The 21185-nt window shown below is 65.9% G+C and carries 19 protein-coding genes; 15 read left to right on the forward strand and 4 right to left on the reverse strand.

The features are described 5' to 3' along the window. Positions 1–23 precede the first annotated feature (23 nt). The 3 genes from AUL30_RS01255 (at position 24) to AUL30_RS01265 (ending at position 3885) form a co-directional block, all read left to right on the forward strand. Positions 24–755 (forward strand): SDR family NAD(P)-dependent oxidoreductase, encoded by a 732-nt coding sequence (locus tag AUL30_RS01255; protein WP_062225991.1) that lies wholly within the window; start codon positions 24–26, stop codon positions 753–755. Between the two features lie 284 nt (positions 756–1039). Continuing rightward, positions 1040–2257 carry a porin gene (locus AUL30_RS01260; protein WP_062225993.1) on the forward strand — a complete coding sequence of 406 codons (1218 nt, stop codon included), beginning with the start codon at positions 1040–1042 and terminating at the stop codon, positions 2255–2257. 302 nt (positions 2258–2559) lie between these two features. Continuing rightward, positions 2560–3885 carry an MFS transporter gene (locus tag AUL30_RS01265; RefSeq protein WP_202814469.1) on the forward strand — a complete coding sequence of 442 codons (1326 nt, stop codon included), beginning with the start codon at positions 2560–2562 and terminating at the stop codon, positions 3883–3885. A gap of 60 nt (positions 3886–3945) precedes the next feature. On the opposite strand, the gene AUL30_RS01270 is transcribed toward AUL30_RS01265, so the two are convergent. Then, entirely contained in the window at positions 3946–4725 is a 780-nt protein-coding gene (locus tag AUL30_RS01270; RefSeq protein WP_062225997.1) for a GntR family transcriptional regulator, read from the reverse strand. Between the two features lie 422 nt (positions 4726–5147). Between AUL30_RS01270 and AUL30_RS01275 the strand changes: the two genes are divergently transcribed. From AUL30_RS01275 to AUL30_RS01295, 5 genes are all read left to right on the forward strand, one after another. Further along, positions 5148–6329, forward strand: a complete 1182-nt coding sequence (locus tag AUL30_RS01275; RefSeq protein WP_062225999.1) for a CaiB/BaiF CoA transferase family protein — start codon at positions 5148–5150, stop codon at positions 6327–6329. Next, a complete protein-coding gene (locus tag AUL30_RS01280) occupies positions 6326–7108 on the forward strand; it encodes an enoyl-CoA hydratase (protein ID WP_062226001.1) in 783 nt (260 codons plus the stop codon). Before AUL30_RS01275 ends, AUL30_RS01280 begins: the two co-directional genes overlap by 4 nt. 47 nt (positions 7109–7155) lie before the next feature. Continuing rightward, positions 7156–8130: a Bug family tripartite tricarboxylate transporter substrate binding protein gene (locus tag AUL30_RS01285; protein ID WP_062226003.1), complete on the forward strand. Its 975-nt coding sequence runs from the start codon at positions 7156–7158 to the stop codon at positions 8128–8130. A 62-nt stretch (positions 8131–8192) separates the two neighbouring features. Then, positions 8193–8675, forward strand: a complete 483-nt coding sequence (locus tag AUL30_RS01290; RefSeq protein WP_083507596.1) for a tripartite tricarboxylate transporter TctB family protein — start codon at positions 8193–8195, stop codon at positions 8673–8675. A 4-nt stretch (positions 8676–8679) separates the two neighbouring features. Beyond that, on the forward strand, positions 8680–10197 hold the full coding sequence (locus tag AUL30_RS01295; protein WP_192842987.1) for a tripartite tricarboxylate transporter permease: 1518 nt from the start codon (positions 8680–8682) through the stop codon (positions 10195–10197). 37 nt (positions 10198–10234) lie between these two features. On the opposite strand, the gene AUL30_RS01300 is transcribed toward AUL30_RS01295, so the two are convergent. Continuing rightward, complete coding sequence (locus AUL30_RS01300; protein ID WP_062226492.1) at positions 10235–10630, reverse strand: VOC family protein; 396 nt, start codon at positions 10628–10630, stop codon at positions 10235–10237. Between the two features lie 173 nt (positions 10631–10803). On the opposite strand from AUL30_RS01300, the gene AUL30_RS01305 reads away from it, so the two are divergent. The 6 genes from AUL30_RS01305 (at position 10804) to AUL30_RS01330 (ending at position 18443) form a co-directional block, all read left to right on the forward strand. After that, the gene (locus AUL30_RS01305; protein ID WP_244490672.1) at positions 10804–11196 is read left to right on the forward strand and encodes a GCG_CRPN prefix-to-repeats domain-containing protein; all 393 of its coding nucleotides are present in this window, start codon (positions 10804–10806) and stop codon (positions 11194–11196) included. A 62-nt stretch (positions 11197–11258) separates the two neighbouring features. Further along, the gene (locus AUL30_RS01310; RefSeq protein WP_062226007.1) at positions 11259–11744 is read left to right on the forward strand and encodes a hypothetical protein; all 486 of its coding nucleotides are present in this window, start codon (positions 11259–11261) and stop codon (positions 11742–11744) included. 128 nt (positions 11745–11872) lie between these two features. Continuing rightward, positions 11873–12601, forward strand: coding sequence for a guanitoxin biosynthesis heme-dependent pre-guanitoxin N-hydroxylase GntA (gene gntA / locus AUL30_RS01315; protein ID WP_062226009.1), 729 nt, complete (start codon positions 11873–11875; stop codon positions 12599–12601). Next, positions 12598–13206, forward strand: a complete 609-nt coding sequence (locus tag AUL30_RS01320) for a DUF1989 domain-containing protein (RefSeq protein ID WP_062226010.1) — start codon at positions 12598–12600, stop codon at positions 13204–13206. Before gntA ends, AUL30_RS01320 begins: the two co-directional genes overlap by 4 nt. A gap of 139 nt (positions 13207–13345) precedes the next feature. Continuing rightward, positions 13346–15094, forward strand: coding sequence for a DEAD/DEAH box helicase (locus AUL30_RS01325; RefSeq protein WP_407638251.1), 1749 nt, complete (start codon positions 13346–13348; stop codon positions 15092–15094). A gap of 136 nt (positions 15095–15230) precedes the next feature. After that, complete coding sequence (locus AUL30_RS01330) at positions 15231–18443, forward strand: helicase-related protein (RefSeq protein ID WP_062226014.1); 3213 nt, start codon at positions 15231–15233, stop codon at positions 18441–18443. 3 nt (positions 18444–18446) lie between these two features. Here the strand turns inward: AUL30_RS01330 and AUL30_RS01335 are convergent, their stop codons facing one another. Continuing rightward, positions 18447–19550, reverse strand: coding sequence for an HPP family protein (locus AUL30_RS01335; RefSeq protein ID WP_062226016.1), 1104 nt, complete (start codon positions 19548–19550; stop codon positions 18447–18449). Between the two features lie 157 nt (positions 19551–19707). After that, positions 19708–20382, reverse strand: coding sequence for a GntR family transcriptional regulator (locus tag AUL30_RS01340; protein WP_244490673.1), 675 nt, complete (start codon positions 20380–20382; stop codon positions 19708–19710). A gap of 298 nt (positions 20383–20680) precedes the next feature. On the opposite strand from AUL30_RS01340, the gene AUL30_RS01345 reads away from it, so the two are divergent. Beyond that, positions 20681–21154 (forward strand): DUF4142 domain-containing protein, encoded by a 474-nt coding sequence (locus AUL30_RS01345; protein WP_192842989.1) that lies wholly within the window; start codon positions 20681–20683, stop codon positions 21152–21154. Positions 21155–21185: the final 31 nt, after the last annotated feature.

Genomic DNA, 21185 nt, shown 5'->3' on the forward strand with positions numbered 1-21185 from the left:
ATCGTTAAACAAGGAGTGTTGCGATGGAACGGATGAACGGTAAGATCGCCCTGGTCGTGGGCGGCGCGCGGGGGATCGGGTATGCGGTGGCCAGGCGCCTGTCTGCGGAAGGGGCAACGGTGTTCCTGACCGGTCGGAACGCCGACGCGGTGGCGGACGCCGCGGCCAGGATCGGTGGCGCCGCACGCGGTCTGGTAGGAGATGCGAGCGTTCCGGCGGACCTTCGGCGCATGGTCGCCGAGGTGCAGGAACATGCCGAACGCATCGATGCGCTGGTGCTCAATGCCGGTCTGTCGGAACCGGCCACCATCGCGCAGGAGACGCCGGAACATGTCGACCGGCATTTCGATGTGAACGTCCGGGGGATGGTCTTTGGCATGCAGTCGGCGCTGCCCCTTCTGCCGGACGGGGGTTCCGTCGTGCTGATCGGCTCGGTCGCCGATCTTGCCGGCATTCCCCCATACAGCACTTATGCCGCCACCAAGGCGGCGGTCCGGTCCTACGCCCGTAGCTGGGCCGCGGAACTCGCACCCCGGCAGATCCGCGTCAATGTCGTCGCCCCCGGCCCGACCGATACGGACATGATGGCCGCCGTGGACGACGAAACCCGCCGTGCGCTCATCGCTCCCATCCCGCTCGGCCGCATGGCCCGGCCGGAGGAAGTGGCATCGGCCGTCCTGTTCCTCTTAAGCGAGGAGGCCAGCTACATAACCGGCACCGCGCTTTACGTGGATGGCGGCTACAAGCAGGTATGACCGTGACGGCGGCCGGAAAGCCCGGCCGCCGCCGCGGCGGGAGTGCTCCCCGTCGAGCACCGCTTCACTTCTGTACCGTCCGACTGCCAGTTTGTCGCAGGGCTGCAACACCATCCGTCAAACCAACCATCTCGTTGCTAAGTCTGGCTTCGTTTCGTTGCGACGCCAGCAATGTTCGTTCAACTTAAAGTTGAGCGTGGCCGAAGGGACAGAAGGTCGCGCCCGGGCGGGCCGGCAGGGGCCGATCCGTTTTTCGCTATGGCACACAGAGTGGGGACACAGAGATGAACATGAAGAGCCTCCTTCTCGGCTCCGCCGCGGCCCTTGTTGCCGTTTCCGGTGCGCGCGCGGCCGACGCCGTGATCATGGTCGAGCCTGAGCCGGTCGAATACGTTCGCGTCTGCGACGTGTACGGCACGGGCTACTACTACGTCCCGGGCACCGAAACCTGCATCAAGACCAGTGGTTACCTGCGCTTCCAATACAACGTCGCCGGCTCGCCGGTCACGAACTCGGAAGGCGATGACTACCAGGCTCTCTCCGCCGTCCGGGCCCGGATGAACTTCGACATCCGCGAGGAAACCGAACTTGGCACCCTGCGCGCCTATATCCGCCTGCAGGCACAGAACACCGGCGCGACCGGCACCGATGCATTCGAGATGGACCAGGGCTACCTGCAGCTCGGCGGCTTCCTGGCCGGTTACCGGGATACGCTGTGGTCCTCGGACATCGGCGGCATCGAAGACGGTCTGCCGACCGACGACGATCTCCCGGTCGGTGACTTCAACACCAACCAGATCTCCTACACCTTCGCGACCGGGGGCTTTGCGGCCACGCTCGGCCTGGAAGACGACGGCACGGGCGATATCGCCCCCGACGTGCATGGCAAGCTGGCTTACACCGGCGCCTGGGGCGGCGTGTTCCTGTCGGCCGTCTATGACGAGACCTTCAATGCCGAAGATCTCGGCGATATCGCGGACTTCTTCCCGCTGGTGCCGGCGCGCGACATCGATGGCAGCAATGACGCCTTCGCCATCAAGGCCGGCCTGACGCTGTCGGACCTCCTGGTGGCCGACTCGACCCTGAAGGTCGATGGTCACTGGGCGTCCGACCCGACGAGCTACGCCATCGTCAGCGGCTTCACCACCGCCGGCGGGCTGATCCCGAACAATCCGGACCTCGACAATCCGACGCCGGGCGCTGCGCCCCTGGTGCTCGAATGGTCGGTCGGTGCGGGTTACTCGCAGAAGTTCAACCGCCTGACGGCCGGCGTATCGGCCCGCTACGGCGAGACCTTCGACTACCTCTTCATCGATCCGTCGTCCCCGACGGGCGTGACCTTGAGCTCGGCCGAGTACTGGGCCGTGGTCGGCGATATCGGCTACGACCTGACCGCCAACATGAACGTGCTGGCCGAAGTGAAGTACCAGAACATCGACTTCGGCGGCATTTCATCGGACGACCAGACCTCCGGCTTCCTGCGCTTCCAGCGCAATTTCTAAGACCGATCGAGCCATCTGTCTGGAAAGGGGTCCGGCATTGCCGGGCCCCTTTTTTACGCCCGGCACACCCATGCGATGCCTGCGCCCAGATTGTTCGGCCACCTTAAGACTTACGGTTGACAGCCCAATTCCCGGCTCTTAATGGCCGGCCTCAACTCGCCGTGATCGAACGCTTGCGTTCCATCACGAAATTGGGACGGCCTCGGCCTGCCAGCGCCCGGACCTGCGGCGTGGCACGAGGGAAGATGGGAGTAACCCATGAAGACGACTGGTTGTTTTTGGGCAATGGCAGGTGCATGCGCATGAGCGAGACACGCTCGGGCAAGGCGCCCTCCGGCGCGACGAAGATCCGCTACTTCGTGCTCTTCATGTGCTTTTGCGGGTTGACCATCAACTATCTGGACCGCGCCAATATGAGCGTGGCCCTGCCCTTCATCGATGATGAGCTGGGGCTGAACCTGACCAACACGGAAAAGGGCCTGATCCTCGGCGCCTTCTTCTGGGCCTATGACGGCATGATGCTCCTGGCGGGCTGGCTGACCGACAAGCTGGGCGCGCGCCGCAGCTTCTCGCTGGCAGCCGTCTGGTGGTCGGTCTTCACGGCGCTGACACCGCTGGCCAACAGCTTCTGGAGCTTCTTCACCGTCCGCTTCTTCCTGGGTGCGGGCGAAGCGCCTGCCTATCCTTCGGCCACCAAGGCCGCCTCGCGCTGGTTCCCCACGAGCGAGCGCGCCTTCGCCACGGCGGTGATCGATTCCGGATCGCGCGTGGGGACCGTGCTCGCCCTGCCCATCGTCACGGCCATCATGGCCTTTGCGACCTGGCATTACTCCTTCGTCATCCTGGGCGCGGTCGGCATCGTCTGGGCGTTCTTCTGGTACGTCACCTACCGCGATCCGGAAGAGCAGCCCAAGGCCAACGATCTGGAGAAGCGCTACATTGCCGACAATGGCGGGCGCAGCGAAGACAATGACGATGCAGAGGCGCTTAAGATCCGCTGGGCGGACCTGTTCCGCTACCGCACCGTCTGGGGCATGATGATCGGCTTCTTCTGCCTGAACTTCGTCATCTACTTCTTCCTGACCTGGTTCCCGAGCTATCTGAAGACAGCCCGCGGGTTGAACCTTGCCGAACTCGGCCTTTACGGCATGTTGCCCGGCCTTGCGGCCGTGGTGACGGCCTGGATCGCCGGGCTGGCCGCCGACCGCGCCATCCGCAACGGCGCAAGCGTGACCACCGTGCGCAAGACGGTGATGGTCGGCGGCATGCTGGGTGGTTCGGCGATCCTGCCGGCGGCGCTGGTGGAATCGCTCCCGGCAGCGCTCTTCTTCCTGGCGGTTTCCTACAGCAGCCTCGCCATCGCGGCGACGGGCATCTGGTCCCTGCCGGCGGATGTGGCGCCGAGCTCGCGCCATGTCGCCTCCATCGGCGGCATCCAGAACTTCGCATCCAACATCGCGGGCATCATCAGCCCCTTCCTGTTCGGATGGCTCCTGGACAAGTTCAACGGCAGCTACACGCCGTCCTTCCTGATGGCGGCCGTGATGGCGCTTGTCGGCGCATTCTCCTACGCCTTCATCGTGGGCCGGGCCGAACCCCTGCCCGTCCTTCCGCCGCGCCGCGCCTAAGCTGATGCGGCCCGGCGGGCGACCGTCGGGCCGCACCCGCGCCACCCTAAGACGCAGGTTTTATGACGGGGTGCCACCGTTGGCGCCGACCGTTCGTCGCCGGCGCCGCGGAGCCGCCGGCCGTGAATCATCCGCGGCCTCCTGCGCATTGACGGCGCGTTCCATCCGCCCGCGCGATGCGATCAGATGCGCCCGCATCGCCTCCTCCGCCGCGAAGGGATCGCGATCGAGCAGCGCTGCAACAAGCGCCGCGTGCTCCTGCGCGGCGTCGACCGCCGCGCTGGTGCGGTACAGAAAGCGGAATATGTGCAGATGCACATGCAGGCTCTCGATCATCTCGGCGATGAAACGGTTACCACTGGCCGCGCCGATCAACTGGTGCAGCCGCGCATCCCCCTCGGCGAACTGGGCATATTCGACATCGCCCTCGACCGAGCGGGACATGGCCTGCGACATGTCACGCAAGGCCGCCAGCGTCTCGTCCGAACTGCGCTGCGCCGCAAAGGCTGCGGCCCGCGGCTCGACCAGTAAGCGCAGTTCGAACAGATCCCGGATCTCGGAACGCTTCAACAGCGGCGCGGCCCGAAATCCGACATTGGGGATCTTATAGGCCAGCTTCTGCGCCTCGAGGAGGTTCAGCGCCTCCCGAATCGGGGTCTGGGATATCTTCAACTCCCGCGCCAGGCCCTCGATGCCGATATGCCCATCGGGCGGGATCCGCATGGTGACGATCAGCGACAGAAGATGCTCATAGGCGGTTTCGACGAGCGACTTCGGAAAGGCTGGTGCCCGGATCGCGTCGCCGGGCGCGACCGTGAAGGCATGTGGGTTGTTCTTCATAAGGGCTCGTCCCCCGCAAACGCCGCATCCACGACTGGCCAGTCACGCTGACATATTCGATTCCCCATCAAATCGGCATGGAAGACCTTGTCAGAGCGGATGAGGACAGGATCATCACGGAACTATGATCCTATACGATTGTCGCATATTCGGTCACCCTAGCAAGCAGATATCTTTCTATTTGGCCGCCTATCGTCCCCGAATTCTGCCGACTACAGCACGTCAAACGCCCGGAAACCAGCCGTTTTCCGCAGCGGGCTCTGCGGCTGATCGCATGTACCTCCGACCGCAATCGTCCTCCAACGGACCATCAGACGCACTTGCAATCCCTATATCCTATATGATCAGGTGCCCTAGGACCGGAAGTTGCGGAGGGAGCGAGCCGCCGCCGGACCACATGATCGAATTGGGAGGATCCACCAGTGCCATTGCCCCTCGACGGTATCCGCGTTCTCGACATCTCGCAGGTCATGGCAGGTCCATTCTGCTGCATGATGCTGGGCGATATGGGTGCCGACGTCATCAAGATCGAGCCGCCGAAAACGGGGGATTCAACCCGGCATTCCATGGGGTTCAGACTGAAAGGCTCCGACAGCCCCGGCTTCCTGGCGCTGAACCGGAACAAGCGCAGCATCACCCTTGACCTCAAGACGCCGGAGGACCGGGAAGTGCTCTATGCGCTGGTCCGGACGGCCGACGTGCTGGTCGAAAATGCGCGCCCGGGTGTCGCGGCCCGGTTGGGGATGGACTATGCGACCCTCTGCGATATAAACCCACGGCTCATCTATGCGAGCATCAGCGGCTTCGGTCAGACGGGGCCCTGGTCGCAACGCCCCGGTTTCGACCTTATCGCGCAGGCTGTCTCGGGCATCTTGAGTTCGAACGGCTTCGAAGGCATGGAGCCGGCGAAGAACTCCATCGCCGTCGCCGACCTCGGCGCCGGCCTGTTTGCAACCTATGCCATCCTGAGCGCGGTCATTGGCCGGCAGGCGTCGGGACAGGGCCAGCACATTGACGCTTCCCTCTTCGAAGCGGCGCTCGGCCTGTCCATCTGGGAGACGACGGAGCTGTGGGGAACCCGCCGCTCTCCCGTCCCGATCGGATCGGCAAACCGAATGTCTGCGCCGTATCAGGCGGTCGAAGCGAGCGACGGATGGTTCGTGATCGGGGCTGCCAATCAGGGCCTCTGGATCAAGATGATCGCGGCCATCGGGCGGCCCGAACTCCAGGAGGATGAACGCTACGCAACCAATGTGGCGCGTCTTGCCAACCGCATCGCCCTGATCGAGGAGCTGACATCGACCTTCCGAACGCGGTCGCGGGACGCGTGGATCGGCATTCTCATGGATGCCGGCGTGCCGGCTGCGCCGATCCTCGACTATGGCGAGGCGGTCGCGTCGGAACAGGCCGTGGCGCGTGAGATGGTCCAGACCATCCCCCACCCTGTCGAGGGCACGTACCAATCGCTCGGGTTCCCGGTCAAGTTGAGCGGAACGCCGCAGGAGGTTCGGTTGCCGCCCCCGCTCCTGAACGAGCACGGCGACGAGATCCGCCGGGAACTGGTCGAAAGAGGTGTGCTGGCCGGCCCGGAGCTTGTGCGATGAGCGCGCCGTCGGTCATCGTCGGCAGGAGCGGACCCGTCACCGAGATCCGCTTCGACAACCCCGCGGCCCACAACGCGCTGACCACGGATATGTGGCACGAGATGCGGCGCGCCTGCGAAGCGGTCGCGCAGGATGCATCGACCCGCGTGGTCGTCTTCCGCGGAACGGGCGGCAAGGCCTTCGTATCCGGTACGGATATTTCCGGCTTCTCCGCGTTCCAGAGCGGGGCGGATGGGGTCGCCTACGAAGCCATGATCGACGCCTGCATGGAGGCGGTCGACAGGGTTCCGCAAACCACCATCGCTGTTGTGGAAGGTTGGGCGGTCGGCGGCGGGCTCAACATTGCCTGCGCATGCGATTTTCGAATCGCCACGACGTCCGCACGGTTCGGCTCTCCCATCGGCCGCACCCTCGGCAATTGCCTGTCCGCAGCCACCATTGCGCGCGTCGGCGCGGCGGTCGGCCTGTCCGTTGCCCGGCGTATGGTGCTCCTGGGAGAGATCATCGAGGCGGAAGAACTCGCTGCCAGCGGGTTCCTGCTGCGCGCCGTGGAGCCGGACGCGCTGGCGCAAACCCTCGACGCCGTTGCCGGCCGCGCCGCGGAAAACGCGCCGCTGACGAGCCGGGCCTTCAAGGAAACAGCCCGAAGGATCACGCAAGGCAATCTGCCCGATACGAGCGACCTGATCGAGCGTGTCTATGGCAGCGCCGACTTCAAGCGCGGCGTCGCGACCTTCCTGGGAAAGACCAGGACGCTGCCCGACTGGACGGGCGACTGACGACGACGCGCATCGAAACGAGATGACATGCAATGGGAGGAAACCGCATGCATTTTCTGAAAGCCACCGGGCTTGTCGCCATCCTGGCGCTCGGTCCGCTCAGCGCCTCGGCCCAGGAGGCCGAATGGACGCCCAGGCGCAACATCGAGTTCATCGTCCCCTACAGTGCGGGCGGCGGCAGTGACTTGAACGCACGTGCCCTTTCCGAGGCGATCCGCAAGAACCGGCTGATCCCGCGCAATATGATGATCCTGAACCGGCCGGGCGGCTCGGGCGCCGTGGGCAATTCCTATGTGGCGAGCCGCACGGCCGAGCCGCACACGCTCATGACGTTCAATTCCGGTCAGATGATGAGCATGCTGACCAACAACGCTCAGGTCCGGCTGGACAATATCACCCCGCTCGGAACGCTGGCGCTCGATACGCTGGTCTTCGTCGTGCGGGCCGACAGCCCCTATGAAAGTTTCGCCGATCTTGCCGAGGCCGCCCGCGCGGCGCCGCAGACCCTGACGGTCGGTGGCAGCGGCCGGGGCGGTGAAGACAATCTCGTCTTCGCCCTTGCCAACCAGCCGGCCGAAGGTGCCCTTCAATACGTTCCCTTCGAGGGCGGCGGGGACGCACTGGCCGCCGTGCTCGGCGGACATGTGACCGTCGGCATCTTCAACCCGTCCGAGATTTCCGCCCAGATCGAGGGTGGCAGCGTGAAGGGGCTCGGTATTTTCTCGGAGCAGCGGCTTGAAGGCGCGTTTGCAGAGGTTCCGACCTTTGTCGAGCAGGGCCACCCCGATGCGGTCTTCGAAATGTTCCGCGGCTATGCGGGGCCGCCGGACCTGCCGCCGGAAGCCATCGCCTACTGGAATGGCGTGCTCTCGCAGGTCAGCCAGTCGGACGAGTGGAAGGAAGACATCGAGCGCAACAGCCTCATCCCCGCCTACATGGATGCGGAGGAAAGCGCCGCCTTCTGGAAGCGCGAAGAAGCGCGTTACCTCGAGCTCCTGACCGACCTCGGCTTCATCCAGTAACTGCCCCCGTCGTGCGCGGGCGCCAAGGCGCCCGCCGCCGACCTTACCCGCGAGCGCGCCCCATGAGCGTACCCCAGAATTCCCCGTCGTCGAGCGGGTTCCGGATCGATGTCTGCGTGTCGATCGCGCTTGTCGCCATTGGCGGCATCTTCGCCGGCTTCGGCCTGTTCCATTACGGCGTCTGGATCAATCGAGGGCCCGGGCCGGGCTTCTTTCCCCTGCTGGCTGGCCTTCTGACGGCGATCCCCGCCGCCATCAGCCTGTTCGATACTGCGCGCGGCAGCGTCACGCCTTTGGTCTGGAGCAGCATGCTGCCGGCTGTCGGTGTCGTGGCGGCGCTTCTCCTGGTACCGGTCATCGGCATGGTGGAGGCGATGAGCCTCTTCATCCTGGTCTGGGTCCGCCTGGTGGAGAAGCGGAGCTGGCGCGATGCGCTCCTGTCGGCCATCGGCGGCCTCGTCATAACCCATCTCATCTTCTCCGTCTGGCTGGGCGTGTACTTCCCCGACAGCCTGGTTCCCTCCATCGTCACCTTGTGGAACTGAGGTCATGGATACGCTTCAATCGCTGATGGCCGGATTTGCCATCTCCCTCATGCCAGCCAATCTCCTGGCGGCGCTGATCGGCTCGGTGCTCGGCATCGTCATCGGCGCCATACCGGGGCTGGGCTCCGTCACGGCCATCGCGCTCCTTCTGCCGCTGACCTTCGGCGTGGAGCCGACAACGGCCATCATCATGCTGGCGGCGGTCTATTTCGGCTGCATGTTCGGCGGGGCCTACAGCGCCATTCTCATCAACATCCCGGGCGATGCTCCTGCCGTCATCACCGCGGTGGACGGGTATCCCATGGCACGCCGGGGCGAGGCAGGGCGTGCGCTCTTCGGCGCAAACTACGCCTCCTTCATCGGGGCGACGATCGCCATCATCATCCTGACCTTCACCGGCCCGCTCCTGGCCGGTTTCGGGCTTCGCTTCGGGCCGGCGGAAACCGCCCTCCTGATCCTGGTGGCGCTGACATCCATCGGCTGGCTGCTCGGCTCCAGCCCATGGAAGGGGCTGGTGTCGACGGGCCTCGGCATTCTTCTGTCGACCATCGGCATAGGCGTGACCTTCGGGCAGCCTCGCTTCACCTTCGACTCCATCAACCTGTTGAACGGCATCTCCTTCATCCCGCTGGTGATCGGCATGTTCGGTTTCGCGCAGCTGATGGAGATGGTGGGCACGAAACTCTCCGGCGAAGCGCCGAAATCCAGGGTCGGCATCCGGGAATCCTTTCCGTCACGGGCCGATGCCGCCGCGCTTTTCCCGCCATCGTTGCGCAGCGGACTTGTCGGAACGCTGACCGGCGTCCTGCCGGGTGCCGGCGCAACCGTGGGCAGCTTCTTCGCCTATATTCTGGAAAAGCGGATCGGCCGGAACCGGGCGCAGATGGGCAAGGGCTGCGTGGAGGGCGTCGTCGCCTCGGAAGCGGGGAACAACGCCGCTGCCGTGGGGTCCTTCGCGCCGCTCCTGTCGCTCGGTATCCCCGGCTCCGGAACGTCGGCCATCCTTCTGGGCGGCCTGATGATGTGGGGCCTACAACCTGGCCCCCTCCTGTTCCAGACGCAGCCCGATTTCGTGTGGGGCCTGATTTCGTCCATGTATATCGGCAACATCATGGCCGTGATCGCCGCCTTTGCGATCATCCCGTTCCTGATGCGGATCCTGTCCATACCGACCGGCATCCTCATTCCGCTGATCGCCATGGTCTGCGTGGTGGCGGCCTACAGCGTCAACGGAAATATGTTCGATGTCTGGTTCATGCTGGGAGTGGGTGTCGCGGCCTATCTGTTGAAGCTCGCAGACTATCCCGTCGCGCCGCTGCTCCTGGCCTTCGTGCTGGCGCCACGGCTCGAAACGAGCATGCGGCAGGCCTTCGATATCTCGAATGGCGGCCTGCACATCTTTGTCTCCAGCCCCATCGCCGTCGCCTTACTGATCGCCTTTGTCGCCGTCATTGCGATCCTTGCGGTTCAGCTTGCCAGGGGTGGCGGCGACGACGTCGAGCAGGCACCGAAAGGTTTCTGAACGGCCGTACCGACGAGGGCCAGCCAGTCGCCGGGTCTCAGGCGAAGCGCCAGGACCGTTCCAGAACCTCGATCCGGTAGCCGTCCGGATCCTCGATGAAGAAGAAGCGCGCCGCCCCGCCATCCGGGGCGTCGAGCGTCTTGATATCCCGCGGGGACAGGCCCGCATCCTTCAGCCGGGCGTGCTCGGCGCCGAGATCGTCCACCGATACCGCCAGGTGGCCATAGCCGTTGCCAAGGTCGTAGGGCGTCTGCGTGCCCTTGTTGACGGTAAGCTCCAGCTCGAAACCGCTTTCGGCATTGGACAGGTAGATCAGCGTGAAGCTGTCGAAGTCGATGCGATCGGCGACGTCGAGCCCGAAGGCCGTTTTGTAGAAGGCGACCGAACGCGCCTCGTCGAGAACGCGGATCATGGAGTGGATGAGTCTGGCCAAAGTGGGCTCCTTGCGCAAGGCGGCGATACGGAAGTTCACCATTAGCGTGACGACTGCGCGGGCGGAAAGAGGCTTCGTTCCGAGCGCATTCAGCCAAATATCCATGCTGGCTTATTGTGAAAGAACGCAACCGGTGATCTACTCCTTTGGGATCAGGGTCGAGGGTCGTTCGCATGCGCATCTCAGCAGCCATCGCCTTCGGCATCATCGCCGCCAGTTCGGGACCGGTCTTTGCCGAGGCACCCGTGTTCGAGAACCTGCCCATCATCGAGATTGCCGCCGGCTGCGGGCCCACCGCCTGGCGCGGCCCCTGGGGCGGCTGCCGGGATACGCCCTATTCCGGGCCGCTTCCCGGTGGCGGCTGGCAAGGCGGCGGCGCCTGCCCGCCCGGCTACTGGCGCGGGCCCTGGGGCAACTGCCGTGATACGCCCTATACCGGCCCGCTGCCGGGCGGCGGTTTCCAGGCTGGCGGCAACGGCTGTCCGCCCGGCTATTGGCGGGGACCATGGGGCCATTGCCGTGACACGCCCTATAGCGGCCCCCTGCCGGGCGGCGGGTACCGATGAGACGAGATGCGATATTTCCCGGGCGCAAGGGGCACGACATGCGACATGGATTGAGGATTGTATTGATCGGCGCGGCCATCGGCTTTGCGGCGCCCGCTTTTGCGCAGGTCGAAAGCCCGGCGGCCGAGCCGGCGATGGGCGGCCCGACGGACGCGCCGGCCTATCTGACCGATACGCCCGGCGACCTGGCCGCCATCCTCGACGCCCGGATCGCGGCCTTGAAGACCGTCCTGCAGTTGACGCCGGATCAGGCGGCACTGTGGCCCGCGGTCGAAGCGGTCATCCGCGACAATGCCACCAAGGCGCGCGCGCGGGCGGATGCACGGTATGAAGGACCCCAGCCCGCCGACTTCCTGGAGGTTCTGACCCGGATCACCCATGCGGAAGCCGAGCGCGGCGCCGGTATCAACGCCTTCGTCGAAGCCTTCGGACCTCTCGCGCAGAAGCTGAGCACGGAACAGATGCGCCGGGTCCCGCCCTTTCTGGGCATGATCGATTATCCTTATGGGGAACAGCCGAGCGCGCAGATCTGGATCGTCGAGGAATAGGACGCGACATTATTGCAGCCAAGCTTGGCCGTTTCATAGCCAGGCAGGGATTTGCTACCTACCGAAGAGGGCACAGACGGGAACGTTGCAGCATCTGCCCGGTTGGATGAGTCCGCAAAGGACATCCCATGCCGTTACGTTCCGCGTCCACTTCCTGCCCGGCTGAAGATCTGGCCCATTTCATCGAAGATCGGGACTTTCCCTGCGTCGGGGCCAAGTCCGCGCTCAAGCAGGGGCGGCTCACCGTCTATACGGCGCGCGACATGACGAGCGCCTGGGACGACCTGGAAATACAGGACCGGTTGATGCACTTCGCCTGGGCCTATAGCCAGGAACCGACCCTTTTCACGAGCTTCGCTGTCGTCTTCGAAACGCCGGACGATCTGTCGGAAGACGCCTTCGAAGACATGCTGTGGCAGCGCATCCAGTCCCTCGCCGACAAGGATGCATGGCGCGGGCAGGCGCTCGATCCGCGCGTCAGCTCCGACCCGAAGGATCCGCACTTTTCGTTGAGCTTCGGCGGGCAGGCCTTCTTCGTGGTCGGCCTGCTCCCGAAGGCCAGCCGGCCCGCCCGGCGATTTTCCCGGCCGACCATGGTCTTCAACCTGCACGATCAGTTCGAATGGCTGCGCGCGGAAAACCGATATGAGAAGCTGCGCACGTCGATCCTCGACCGGGACATCAAGCTTGCTGGCAGTGTCAACCCGATGCTGGCGCGGCACGGCTCGATTTCGGAAGCGCGGCAGTATAGTGGTCGGGCCGTGTCCGATGGCTGGCAATGCCCGTTCCACCGCAGGCCGGCATCCGACGCATTCGGGCGCCTTGCCAAGGCCGGACAGGGCGGAGGGGATCGATGAGCGAGTTTTCCGTCATAGCGCCGCGCAGCGGCTGCGCCTTTGCGCTGCGCGCAGGCGAAGAACTGACCGTGATCGACGCGGAAGGCGGCCAGGTGGCCGATCTTCTGGCGGTGAATGCGGCCGATACGCGCGAGATGCTGTCGAGCGGACGAACCCTCGACTATGCCGAGCGCATCTACCTGACCACGGGCGACAGGCTGTATTCCAACCGCTCCAACGTCATGCTGGAGATCGTGGAGGACACAGTGGGCCGCCACGATTTCCTGCTGACCCCGTGCAGCGAGGCCACCTTCCGCCTGTGCTACGACAATGAGCCGTCGCACCAGGGCTGCCACGGCAATCTGGCACATGCCCTCGCCCCCTACGGCGTGGAGCCGGACCAGATCCCCGTGGCCTTCAATTGCTTCATGAATGTCCCGGTGGACGGCGTGACCGGCAGTTTCAAGGTGCTGCCGCCGCTGAGCCAGGCCGGCGACCGGATCGTCTTCCGCGCCACGATGGACCTGATCATCGGGCTGACGGCATGCTCCGCGCCGGCCAGCAATGGCGGCACCTTCAAGCCGATCCACTATCGGATCGATGCGGACGCAACGGCACGGAGTTGAACGCGCAGCCGCAAGGCGCGGGAAAGGCAATGGAGATACGGTAGAACGAACGGCATGCCTTGACGGGATGGCGGTTGCAAGCGTAGCGATGGCTCTTTAGCCTGCCGCGCCTATGCCGTGGGCACCGAAGGATTCCGTATTGCCTTTCCGTTCTGCACATCCTGCCCTTGCCCGCGCGCTTGCCGGTCGAGCCTACACCGAAGCGACCCCCGTTCAGGCGGCCACCCTCGATCCCCAGATCGAAGGCCGCGATCTGATCGTCTCCGCCCAGACGGGCTCCGGCAAGACCGTCGCCTATGGCATCGCCATCGCCTCCGACATTCTGCCGCCCGACGGCCCGCTCGAACCGGCCGGCGAGCCGCGGGCGCTCATCGTGGCGCCCACGCGTGAGCTGGCCATGCAGGTTCGGCGCGAGCTGGAATGGCTGTATGCGCAAACCGGCGCGCGGATCGTCAGTTGCGTCGGCGGCATGGACCCCAGGTCCGAACGCACCCAGCTTCAAGCCGGCGCGCATATCGTGATCGGCACGCCGGGCCGGTTGCGCGACCATCTGGAGCGTGGCCGCCTCTTGATCGGCAAGCTGCGCGTCGTGGTGCTGGACGAAGCGGACGAGATGCTCAATCTCGGCTTCCGCGAGGATCTGGAATTCATCCTGGGCGCCACCCCGCGCGAGCGGCGCACCGTGCTCTTTTCCGCCACCCTGCCCAAGCCGGTCCTGGCCATGGCGCGGCAGTACCAGAACAACGCCCTGCGCATCGATGTGAAGTCCGACAAGGACGGCCACGCCGATATCGAGTATCGGGCCGTGCGCATCGCGCCCAATGAGAGCGAGCACGCGGTCGTCAACCTGTTGCGCTATGCGGATGCGCCGAGCGCCATCGTCTTCTGCAACACGCGCGAGACGGTGCGCCATCTGCATGCCGGACTTGTGGAGCGCGGCTTTGCAGCCGTGGCGCTGTCGGGCGAGTTGAGCCAGTCCGAACGCAACCAGACCATGCAGGCCCTGCGGGACGGCAAGGCCCGCGTCTGCGTGGCGACGGACGTGGCCGCGCGCGGGATCGACCTGCCCAATCTCGGCCTCGTCATTCATGCCGAGCTGCCCAATGATTCCGAGACCCTGCAGCATCGCAGCGGTCGGACCGGGCGTGCCGGGCGCAAGGGTGTTTCGGCGCTGCTTGTCCCGGTGTCTCGCCGGCGCAAGGCCGAGCGCCTGCTGGCGGAAGCCAATGTCCAGGCAAGCTGGGGCGCGGCCCCCTCCCCGGACGCGATCCGGCGCCTGGACGAGGAACGCCTTTTGTCCGATCCGATCTGGGCCGAACCGCCGAGCGACGACGAGCGCGACGTGGCAAGGCGCCTGGCCGAAGGCCGGTCCAGCGAAGAGATCGCCGCGCTTCTGGTGCGCATGTACCGCTCGCACCTGCCCGCGCCGGAAGACGTCTTCGATCCCGGCTTCCAGCGCGAGCCGAAGCCCGCGCATGATGGCAAGGACGGCAAGCTGCGTGCACCCCGCGCCCAGGGGCCGACCGTCTGGTTCCACATGGATATCGGCCGGCGGCACAATGCCGACCCCAAATGGGTGCTGCCGATGCTGTGTCGTCGCGGCCGTATCACGCGCGCCGATATCGGCTCCATCCGCATCTTCGACCGCGAGACGAAGTTCGAGATTTCGGCAGAAGCGGCCGAGCGTTTCGCCTCTGTCGCGCTGGGCGAGGCCGGTGACGATATCACCATCACCAGCGTCGATGGCGGCCCGTCGGGCGCACCGCGCAAAGGCAAGCCCTTCAAGAGCGGCGAGCGCTCCGGCAAGCCGGGGCGCCCGCCCCATGACGGGGAGCCGCGCGGGGCCGGCAAGCCGCGCAAGCCCTTCAACAAAGGCAAAGGCAAGTAACGACACTCTCGGCGGCGGCCGTTTCCGGTCGCCGCCACGCGCTTCCTTGCCGCACCCGGCAACCAAAGACACGCCCTCGTCCTTCTGACTCTGCCGGCTCCCGGGAGCTACGGCAGGCTGCGGAAAGTAGGGCGATATGCTGCAGAAACTCACGATCGAAACACAGCGCAACCAGGTGGAGGCGCTGCGTCCTCTGCGCCCGATCGGAGCCGTTGCGGCGATCCTGCGCCGGCAGGTCCTTGAGGCCAAGGGGCCGATGATCCTTTATGTCGCGCAGAATGCCCGACGCGCCGAGGAACTCTCCCGGCTTCTGCGCATCTTTGGCGGCCATGAGGCGGCCGCCAGCTTCCCCCGATGGGACGGGCTCGACGCCGACGATATGCCGGCCACCAGTCTGGCCGCCGGGCAGCGGATGAGCGTCCTGCGCTGGCTCATGAATGCCGATAAAAGACCACAGCTCCTGGCGACAACCGCCGAGGCCCTCCTGCGGCGCGTTCCGGCCCGTTCAGTCTGGCGGGACATGCATCTGGAATACCGCGTGGGCGATGCATTCGACCCTGCGCAGGCGTGCGAGCGGCTGGAGCATCTCGGCTACACGTTCGACGAGCGCGTCGATGCGCCGGGAGAGGCTGCCATTCGCGGACGCGTGGTCGAGATATTTCCCGCTGCGGCGCCACGGCCATGCCGTATCGAGACAGCGGACGGGGTCATCCACTCCTTGCGCGCCTATCACCCGGCGACCCAGCGCACGCAGGAGGCGATCGAACACCTGATCGTCGATCCCGCTATCGAAGAGGTTGGTAAGACGCCGGAAACCGTCTTCGACTATCTCGGCGATTGCCGGATCATCATCGAGGATGGCGTGGACCGCCGCGCCGACGATGTCCTGGCTTCGCTGGCAGAGGATGAGAACGCCGCGGCCCGCGCCATGACCCTGACGCATGCCGAATGGCAGACGCATCTCGGCCCCAGCCTTGCGGCGGTGGTGGAGGCCGCGCAGCCGGACGATCCGGACGCGCATGTCCCGGCCTTCGCCCTCGACGCCGCACCGCTCGATGCTTTGTGCGGCTTCGTCGAAGAGCTGCGCACCCAAGGCTACCAGTTCGTGCTGACCGGGCCCTCCGGCCAGGCGATGCGCCTGTGGAGCCGTCGCATTGCCCGGCGGCTCGGCATCTCTCTCGACATTGCCCATTGCTGGAAGGACGTGGAAGCCGCTGGCGCCGAGGCAGCGTTGCGGTTCGACGCGCCGATCCATGCCGGCTTCGTCGACCATGCCGCTCGCCGCGTCGTCATCGCGCTGCGGGATGTCGCCGGCCAGTCGGTCGGCGCGCCGAGCCGCCGGGATGCCGCCTTCCGCCGCGCCGACGAGCCGCTCAAGATCGGCGATGCCGTCGTCCATTTCGATCATGGCGTTGCTATGCTGGACGGCGTGGAGACCATGCAGGACGGCGACTCCGAGACCGAGGCGTTGCGGCTGCGATATCATGACGATGCCATACTTCTGGTCCCCTTCCGCGAGATCGGCTTCGTCTGGCGGTATGGCGGCCAGGACAGCGAGGTGGCGCTCGACCGCCTGACCGGAGACGGATGGGCCGCCAAGCGCGACCGCATCGTGCTCGAAACGACGCGCACGGCCGAGGCCATGCTGGAGGCGGTGCGGCAACGCGCCAAGCGGCGATCGGACCCGATCCGGCCAGATCCCGTCCTGTTCGAGCGCTTCTGCGTCGGCTTTCCATACGAACTTTCCGCCGGCCAGGCCGATGCTGCCGCCGATGTCGCGGCCGACCTTGCCTCCGGCCGGCCGATGGACAGGCTGCTCTGCGCCGATGTGGGCTTCGGCAAGACGGAGATCGCCCTGCGCGCCGCCGCCGCCGCCTGCCTTGCGGGACGTCAGGCGGCCATCGTCGCGCCGACGACCGTTCTGGCCCGCCAGCACTTCGAGACGGCCCGCAAGCGCTTTCAGCGCCTCGGTATCGGCGTGGCGATGCTTTCGCGGCTGCAGACGCCGGCAGAGGCCCGCAGCGTCAAAGCGGGACTGGCCGACGGGACGATCCATCTTCTCATCGCGACGCACGCGATCTGCGCCAAGGACGTCGCTTTCGCCGATCTGGCGCTGCTCGTCATCGATGAAGAGCAGCGTTTCGGCGCACGGCACAAGACGGCAATGCGCAATATGGCCGCGCAGGGGCACGTCCTGTCCATGACGGCAACGCCGATCCCGCGCACGCTGCAGGCCGGTTTCGTGGGCATGACGGAACTCAGCGTCATCGACACGCCGCCGCCCCGGCGCCTGCCCGTGCGCACGCGCCATATGCCCTTCGACCAGGAACGCCTTGCCGATATTCTGGCTGAGGAGGCGGCGCGCAAGGGCCAGAGCTTCGTCGTCTGCCCGCGTATCGAAGACCTGGAGCCCATGGCCGCCGCGCTCGCCGCCTGCGCACCCAAGCTCAAGGTCACCACCTTGCATGGGGATATGTCGCCGGCCAAGGCGGACCGTGCCATGCTGGATTTCGCAGCCGGCAAGGGCGATGTGCTGCTGGCCACCAACATCGTTGAGTCCGGGCTCGACGTGCCGAACGCCAATACGATCGTCGTCTTCCGGCCGGATCTCTTCGGCCTGTCACAGCTGCATCAGCTGCGGGGGCGTGTCGGGCGCGGCCGCCGCCGCGGAAGCCTGATCCTGATGACCGATCCCGGCACGGCGCTGACAGAGGCGGCACGGACCCGCATCCGCGTCCTGTCGCAGCTGACGACGCTCGGCTCCGGCTTCGACATCAGCCTGCGCGATCTGGACCTGCGCGGCGCGGGAGACCTGTTGGGCAGCGATCAGGCCGGCCATCTGCAGATGATCGGCGTCTCGCTCTATCGCCGCGTTCTGGAGCGTGCATTGGCCGTGGCCAAGGGCGAAGAGCCGCCACAGGACTGGCGGTGCGACATGGGCCTGTCCGTCCCGACGGCGATTCCGCAGGACTACCTGCCGGAGGCGGAACTGCGCATCGAACTGGCCGCCTCGCTCGACCGCGCGGACACCGAGGACGGGCTCGCCGCCCTGCGCGCCGAGGTGGAAGACCGGTTCGGCGCCCTGCCCGCGCCACTCCAAGCAGCCTTCGCAGTGGCGCAGCTGCGCCTGCGAGCGCAGATGCTGGGCATCCGCAAGCTGGATGCCGGGCCGCGCGCCGTTGCCGCCACCTTCACCCGGCACGATGCGGACCGGCTGAAGCGCCGCGTCAAACCACGCAAGGGTGAGCCGCTGCGTTGGGCGGAGCTGCGTCTGATCCTGGATGTCTCTTCGGACGATCCGGCACAGCGTCTCGACAATGCCCGGGCGCTCCTTGAGCGCCTGAGCTGACACTCAACGCGCTGGCGTGCCGCCTGTGCGTGTCAGGGCCAGCCGGCCCATGGCGCTGAGAAGATCCGTCTGGGAAATGATGCCGGCCACCGTCCGGTCGTCGTTCAGGATCACTGCGGCGTGGTGGCGGCCATCGGTCAAAACGGGCACCAGGCTCGCCACAGGCGCCGAAGGCGGCGCGCTGGGGCAGGGTTTCGCGGCGTCGACGACGGGTCCGTCCCGGCCGATCACATCCCGCAAACCCACCGCGCCCGCAAAGCTGCCGTTCGGCGCAATGATGGGCAGGATGCGCAGATTGCGGCCAAGCAGCAGCGCAAGCGCCTCTGTGCAAACGCTGTCCAACCGCACGCTCACCACATCGCGCGACATGACATTCTCGCAGATCAGATCGCCATGCATGCGCATGACGGTCTGATGCTCGATCTCACGCAACACGGTCAGGAGGTCTTCCGGGACGACATCCAGCGTCTCGTGCATGGCCGACAGCGCCGCGTCCACATCCTGTTGCTGGAAGCCCAGGCGAACCGCCGGCGGTGCATCGGCGGTGTGCTGCGGGTTTACCGCCGGCAGCGGGCGGTGGGGGTAGCTGCGCCCGAAGAGCCGGTGGAGTGAAATCCCTATCGCCACCAGAAGAGCGGAGTTCAGGGCAACCGGCACGGCCGCGAACCAGATGCCCCAATGCGTTATCAACGGGCCGCCCAGAACGGCGGTCAAAGCGGCAGCGCCGCCCGGCGGGTGGAGCGAGCGCGTCAGCGACATGACGGCGATGGCCAGTGCCACTGCCAGCCCGGCGGCAAGGGCCGGCTCCGGCACCATCGACGCGACAAGGAGCCCGCACAGGGCCGACAGGCCGTTGCCGCCGATGATCGGCCAGGGCTGTGCCAAGGGGCTCGCCGGCACGCAGAACAGAAGCACCGCCGACGCCCCGACCGGCGCGATCAGGAGCGCTCCCTGCGCTCCCTGGCCGACAAGAGCGGCGGAGCCGATTCCCGTCAGGGCAACAGCGGCGACCGCCGCAAAGCATGCCCAAAAGCGCTCGCGCAACGTGGCGCCAGGCAGGATGGGTCGGAAGATCACCGCGGCCAGCGCGGCGCGTAAATCGGACATGTCGAATTGTCGTTCCGTGATTGCTATCGGTTTGTGCGCGATCCTGCGCAATCGGCGCGCCAAGGCAAGGAACGCAAGCGCCGCCGCCGGTCGGCCATGCGGAAAATCCTTCCCATGGTGGCCCTTCGCGATACGCGCGCATGCGCCCGAACGCAGGTCACGCATATCCTTCCGGGTTCGGGCCTTCCGCGTTCCGGAAATAATCGGGGCTTGCCTCGATCACCTGGGGCAGATCGCCGATGATCTTGCGCAGGTGGCCCCGCATGGCGGCATCCGCTGCGGCTGCGTCCCGCGCTTCCAGTGCATCCACCACCGCCTGATGCTGCGCCAGGAGTGCAGGCAGCGGGAACGATCGGGCGCTCAGGTGGCGGACGCGGTCCATTTGTGTCTTCAAGGGCTGCAGGATATCCCAGCTTGCGCCTTGGCCTCCAGAGGTGGCGAGCTCCCGGTGGAAGGCCTCGTCGAGCGCCAGGAAACGCGCCGGATCTTCCGCGTCGGCGGCCGCCGCCTGCTCCCGCAGGGCTTGACGCAGACGGACGATCAGGGCGCCATCACCCCGCTCGGCAAGGAGCTTCACGATATCGGCCTCGACAGCCTCGCGTACGAAGCGAGCCGACAAGACGGCCGGAACGTCGATCTGGCTGACGAAGGTGCCCCGCTGCGGCAGGATCTCGAGAAGCCTTTCCTCGGCAAGCTTGATGAAGGCCTCCCGCACCGGCTGGCGGCTCACACCATAGGTGCTGGCCATCTCCGTCTCGGACAGTCGGGCGCCCGGCACGAGCTCACCCGTCACAAGCCTTTCGCGCAGGGCGTGGTACAGCCGGCGGCCCACCGGTTCCCCGCGAGTGCCGCCCAACCCGTGATGCATGATCGCCATCGGCAACACGCTCCCAACCGCCAACCGAACCGTCCTTACACCGAGCCGTCATGCAGAAGATCTACCCCTTCGGCAGGCAGCCACCGAAATAGCCACCGCCCGCATGGGAACGTCGGTATGACAGCCGCTCTTACCTTTCCGACGGGGCGGCCGGAAGGGCCTGCCCGCCATACGCAACCGGCACTGGGCCCGTCAGCCCGCCAGCCGACTTTTCGGGAACATGGATATGAACAGACGTATGCTCATGAGTGGCATGGCCGGCGCAGCCGCCGCCTCGGTCTTGCCCTTCAGTACGGCCGTCATGGCCCAAACTGCGGCCGCTCCGATGGACAAGGCCAAGCTGCCGATCCTGGCCGGGGGGGATTTTGCCACCGCCACCAGCCAATTGGCGCAAACCAAAGCATCGAACGCCGCCGTGCGGGAGTTTGCAAAGATGGAGATCGCCGAACAGGCTGCCGTCGCGCAGGCTTTCGGCGCACAGCCCGGATCGGCTGGCATTCCGGCAGACAAGGCTGCCATGCTGGAACAGCTTCAGGCTGCGAGCGGGGCCGCGTTCGACATGATGTATATCGATGGGCAGATTGCCGGCCATCGTGAACTGCGGGCCTTGCATCGCGCTTACGCGCGCTCGGGACAGGACCCCATGGCACGCGGCGCGTCCATGGTTGGCGTGACCGGCATCGACAGCCACCTGTTCATTCTGGAAAACCTGAAGCGCCAGATCTGATCCGACCGGCATATAGCTGAAATGACACATG

The sequence above is a fragment of the Aureimonas frigidaquae genome (genome assembly GCF_001463905.1).
GTDB lineage: Bacteria > Pseudomonadota > Alphaproteobacteria > Rhizobiales > Rhizobiaceae > Aureimonas > Aureimonas frigidaquae.

What these genes read in the sequence shown, in the direction of transcription:
- AUL30_RS01255 (WP_062225991.1), top strand. Translation starts at nt 24, where the DNA reads ATGGAACGGATGAACGGTAAGATCGCCCTGGTCGTGGGCGGCGCGCGG.
- AUL30_RS01260 (WP_062225993.1), top strand. Translation starts at nt 1,040, where the DNA reads ATGAACATGAAGAGCCTCCTTCTCGGCTCCGCCGCGGCCCTTGTTGCC.
- AUL30_RS01265 (WP_202814469.1), top strand. Translation starts at nt 2,560, where the DNA reads ATGAGCGAGACACGCTCGGGCAAGGCGCCCTCCGGCGCGACGAAGATC.
- AUL30_RS01270 (WP_062225997.1), bottom strand. Translation starts at nt 4,725, where the DNA reads ATGAAGAACAACCCACATGCCTTCACGGTCGCGCCCGGCGACGCGATC.
- AUL30_RS01280 (WP_062226001.1), top strand. Translation starts at nt 6,326, where the DNA reads ATGAGCGCGCCGTCGGTCATCGTCGGCAGGAGCGGACCCGTCACCGAG.
- AUL30_RS01285 (WP_062226003.1), top strand. Translation starts at nt 7,156, where the DNA reads ATGCATTTTCTGAAAGCCACCGGGCTTGTCGCCATCCTGGCGCTCGGT.
- AUL30_RS01290 (WP_083507596.1), top strand. Translation starts at nt 8,193, where the DNA reads ATGAGCGTACCCCAGAATTCCCCGTCGTCGAGCGGGTTCCGGATCGAT.
- AUL30_RS01295 (WP_192842987.1), top strand. Translation starts at nt 8,680, where the DNA reads ATGGATACGCTTCAATCGCTGATGGCCGGATTTGCCATCTCCCTCATG.
- AUL30_RS01305 (WP_244490672.1), top strand. Translation starts at nt 10,804, where the DNA reads ATGCGCATCTCAGCAGCCATCGCCTTCGGCATCATCGCCGCCAGTTCG.
- gntA (WP_062226009.1), top strand. Translation starts at nt 11,873, where the DNA reads ATGCCGTTACGTTCCGCGTCCACTTCCTGCCCGGCTGAAGATCTGGCC.
- AUL30_RS01320 (WP_062226010.1), top strand. Translation starts at nt 12,598, where the DNA reads ATGAGCGAGTTTTCCGTCATAGCGCCGCGCAGCGGCTGCGCCTTTGCG.
- AUL30_RS01330 (WP_062226014.1), top strand. Translation starts at nt 15,231, where the DNA reads ATGCTGCAGAAACTCACGATCGAAACACAGCGCAACCAGGTGGAGGCG.
- AUL30_RS01335 (WP_062226016.1), bottom strand. Translation starts at nt 19,550, where the DNA reads ATGTCCGATTTACGCGCCGCGCTGGCCGCGGTGATCTTCCGACCCATC.
- AUL30_RS01345 (WP_192842989.1), top strand. Translation starts at nt 20,681, where the DNA reads ATGGCCGGCGCAGCCGCCGCCTCGGTCTTGCCCTTCAGTACGGCCGTC.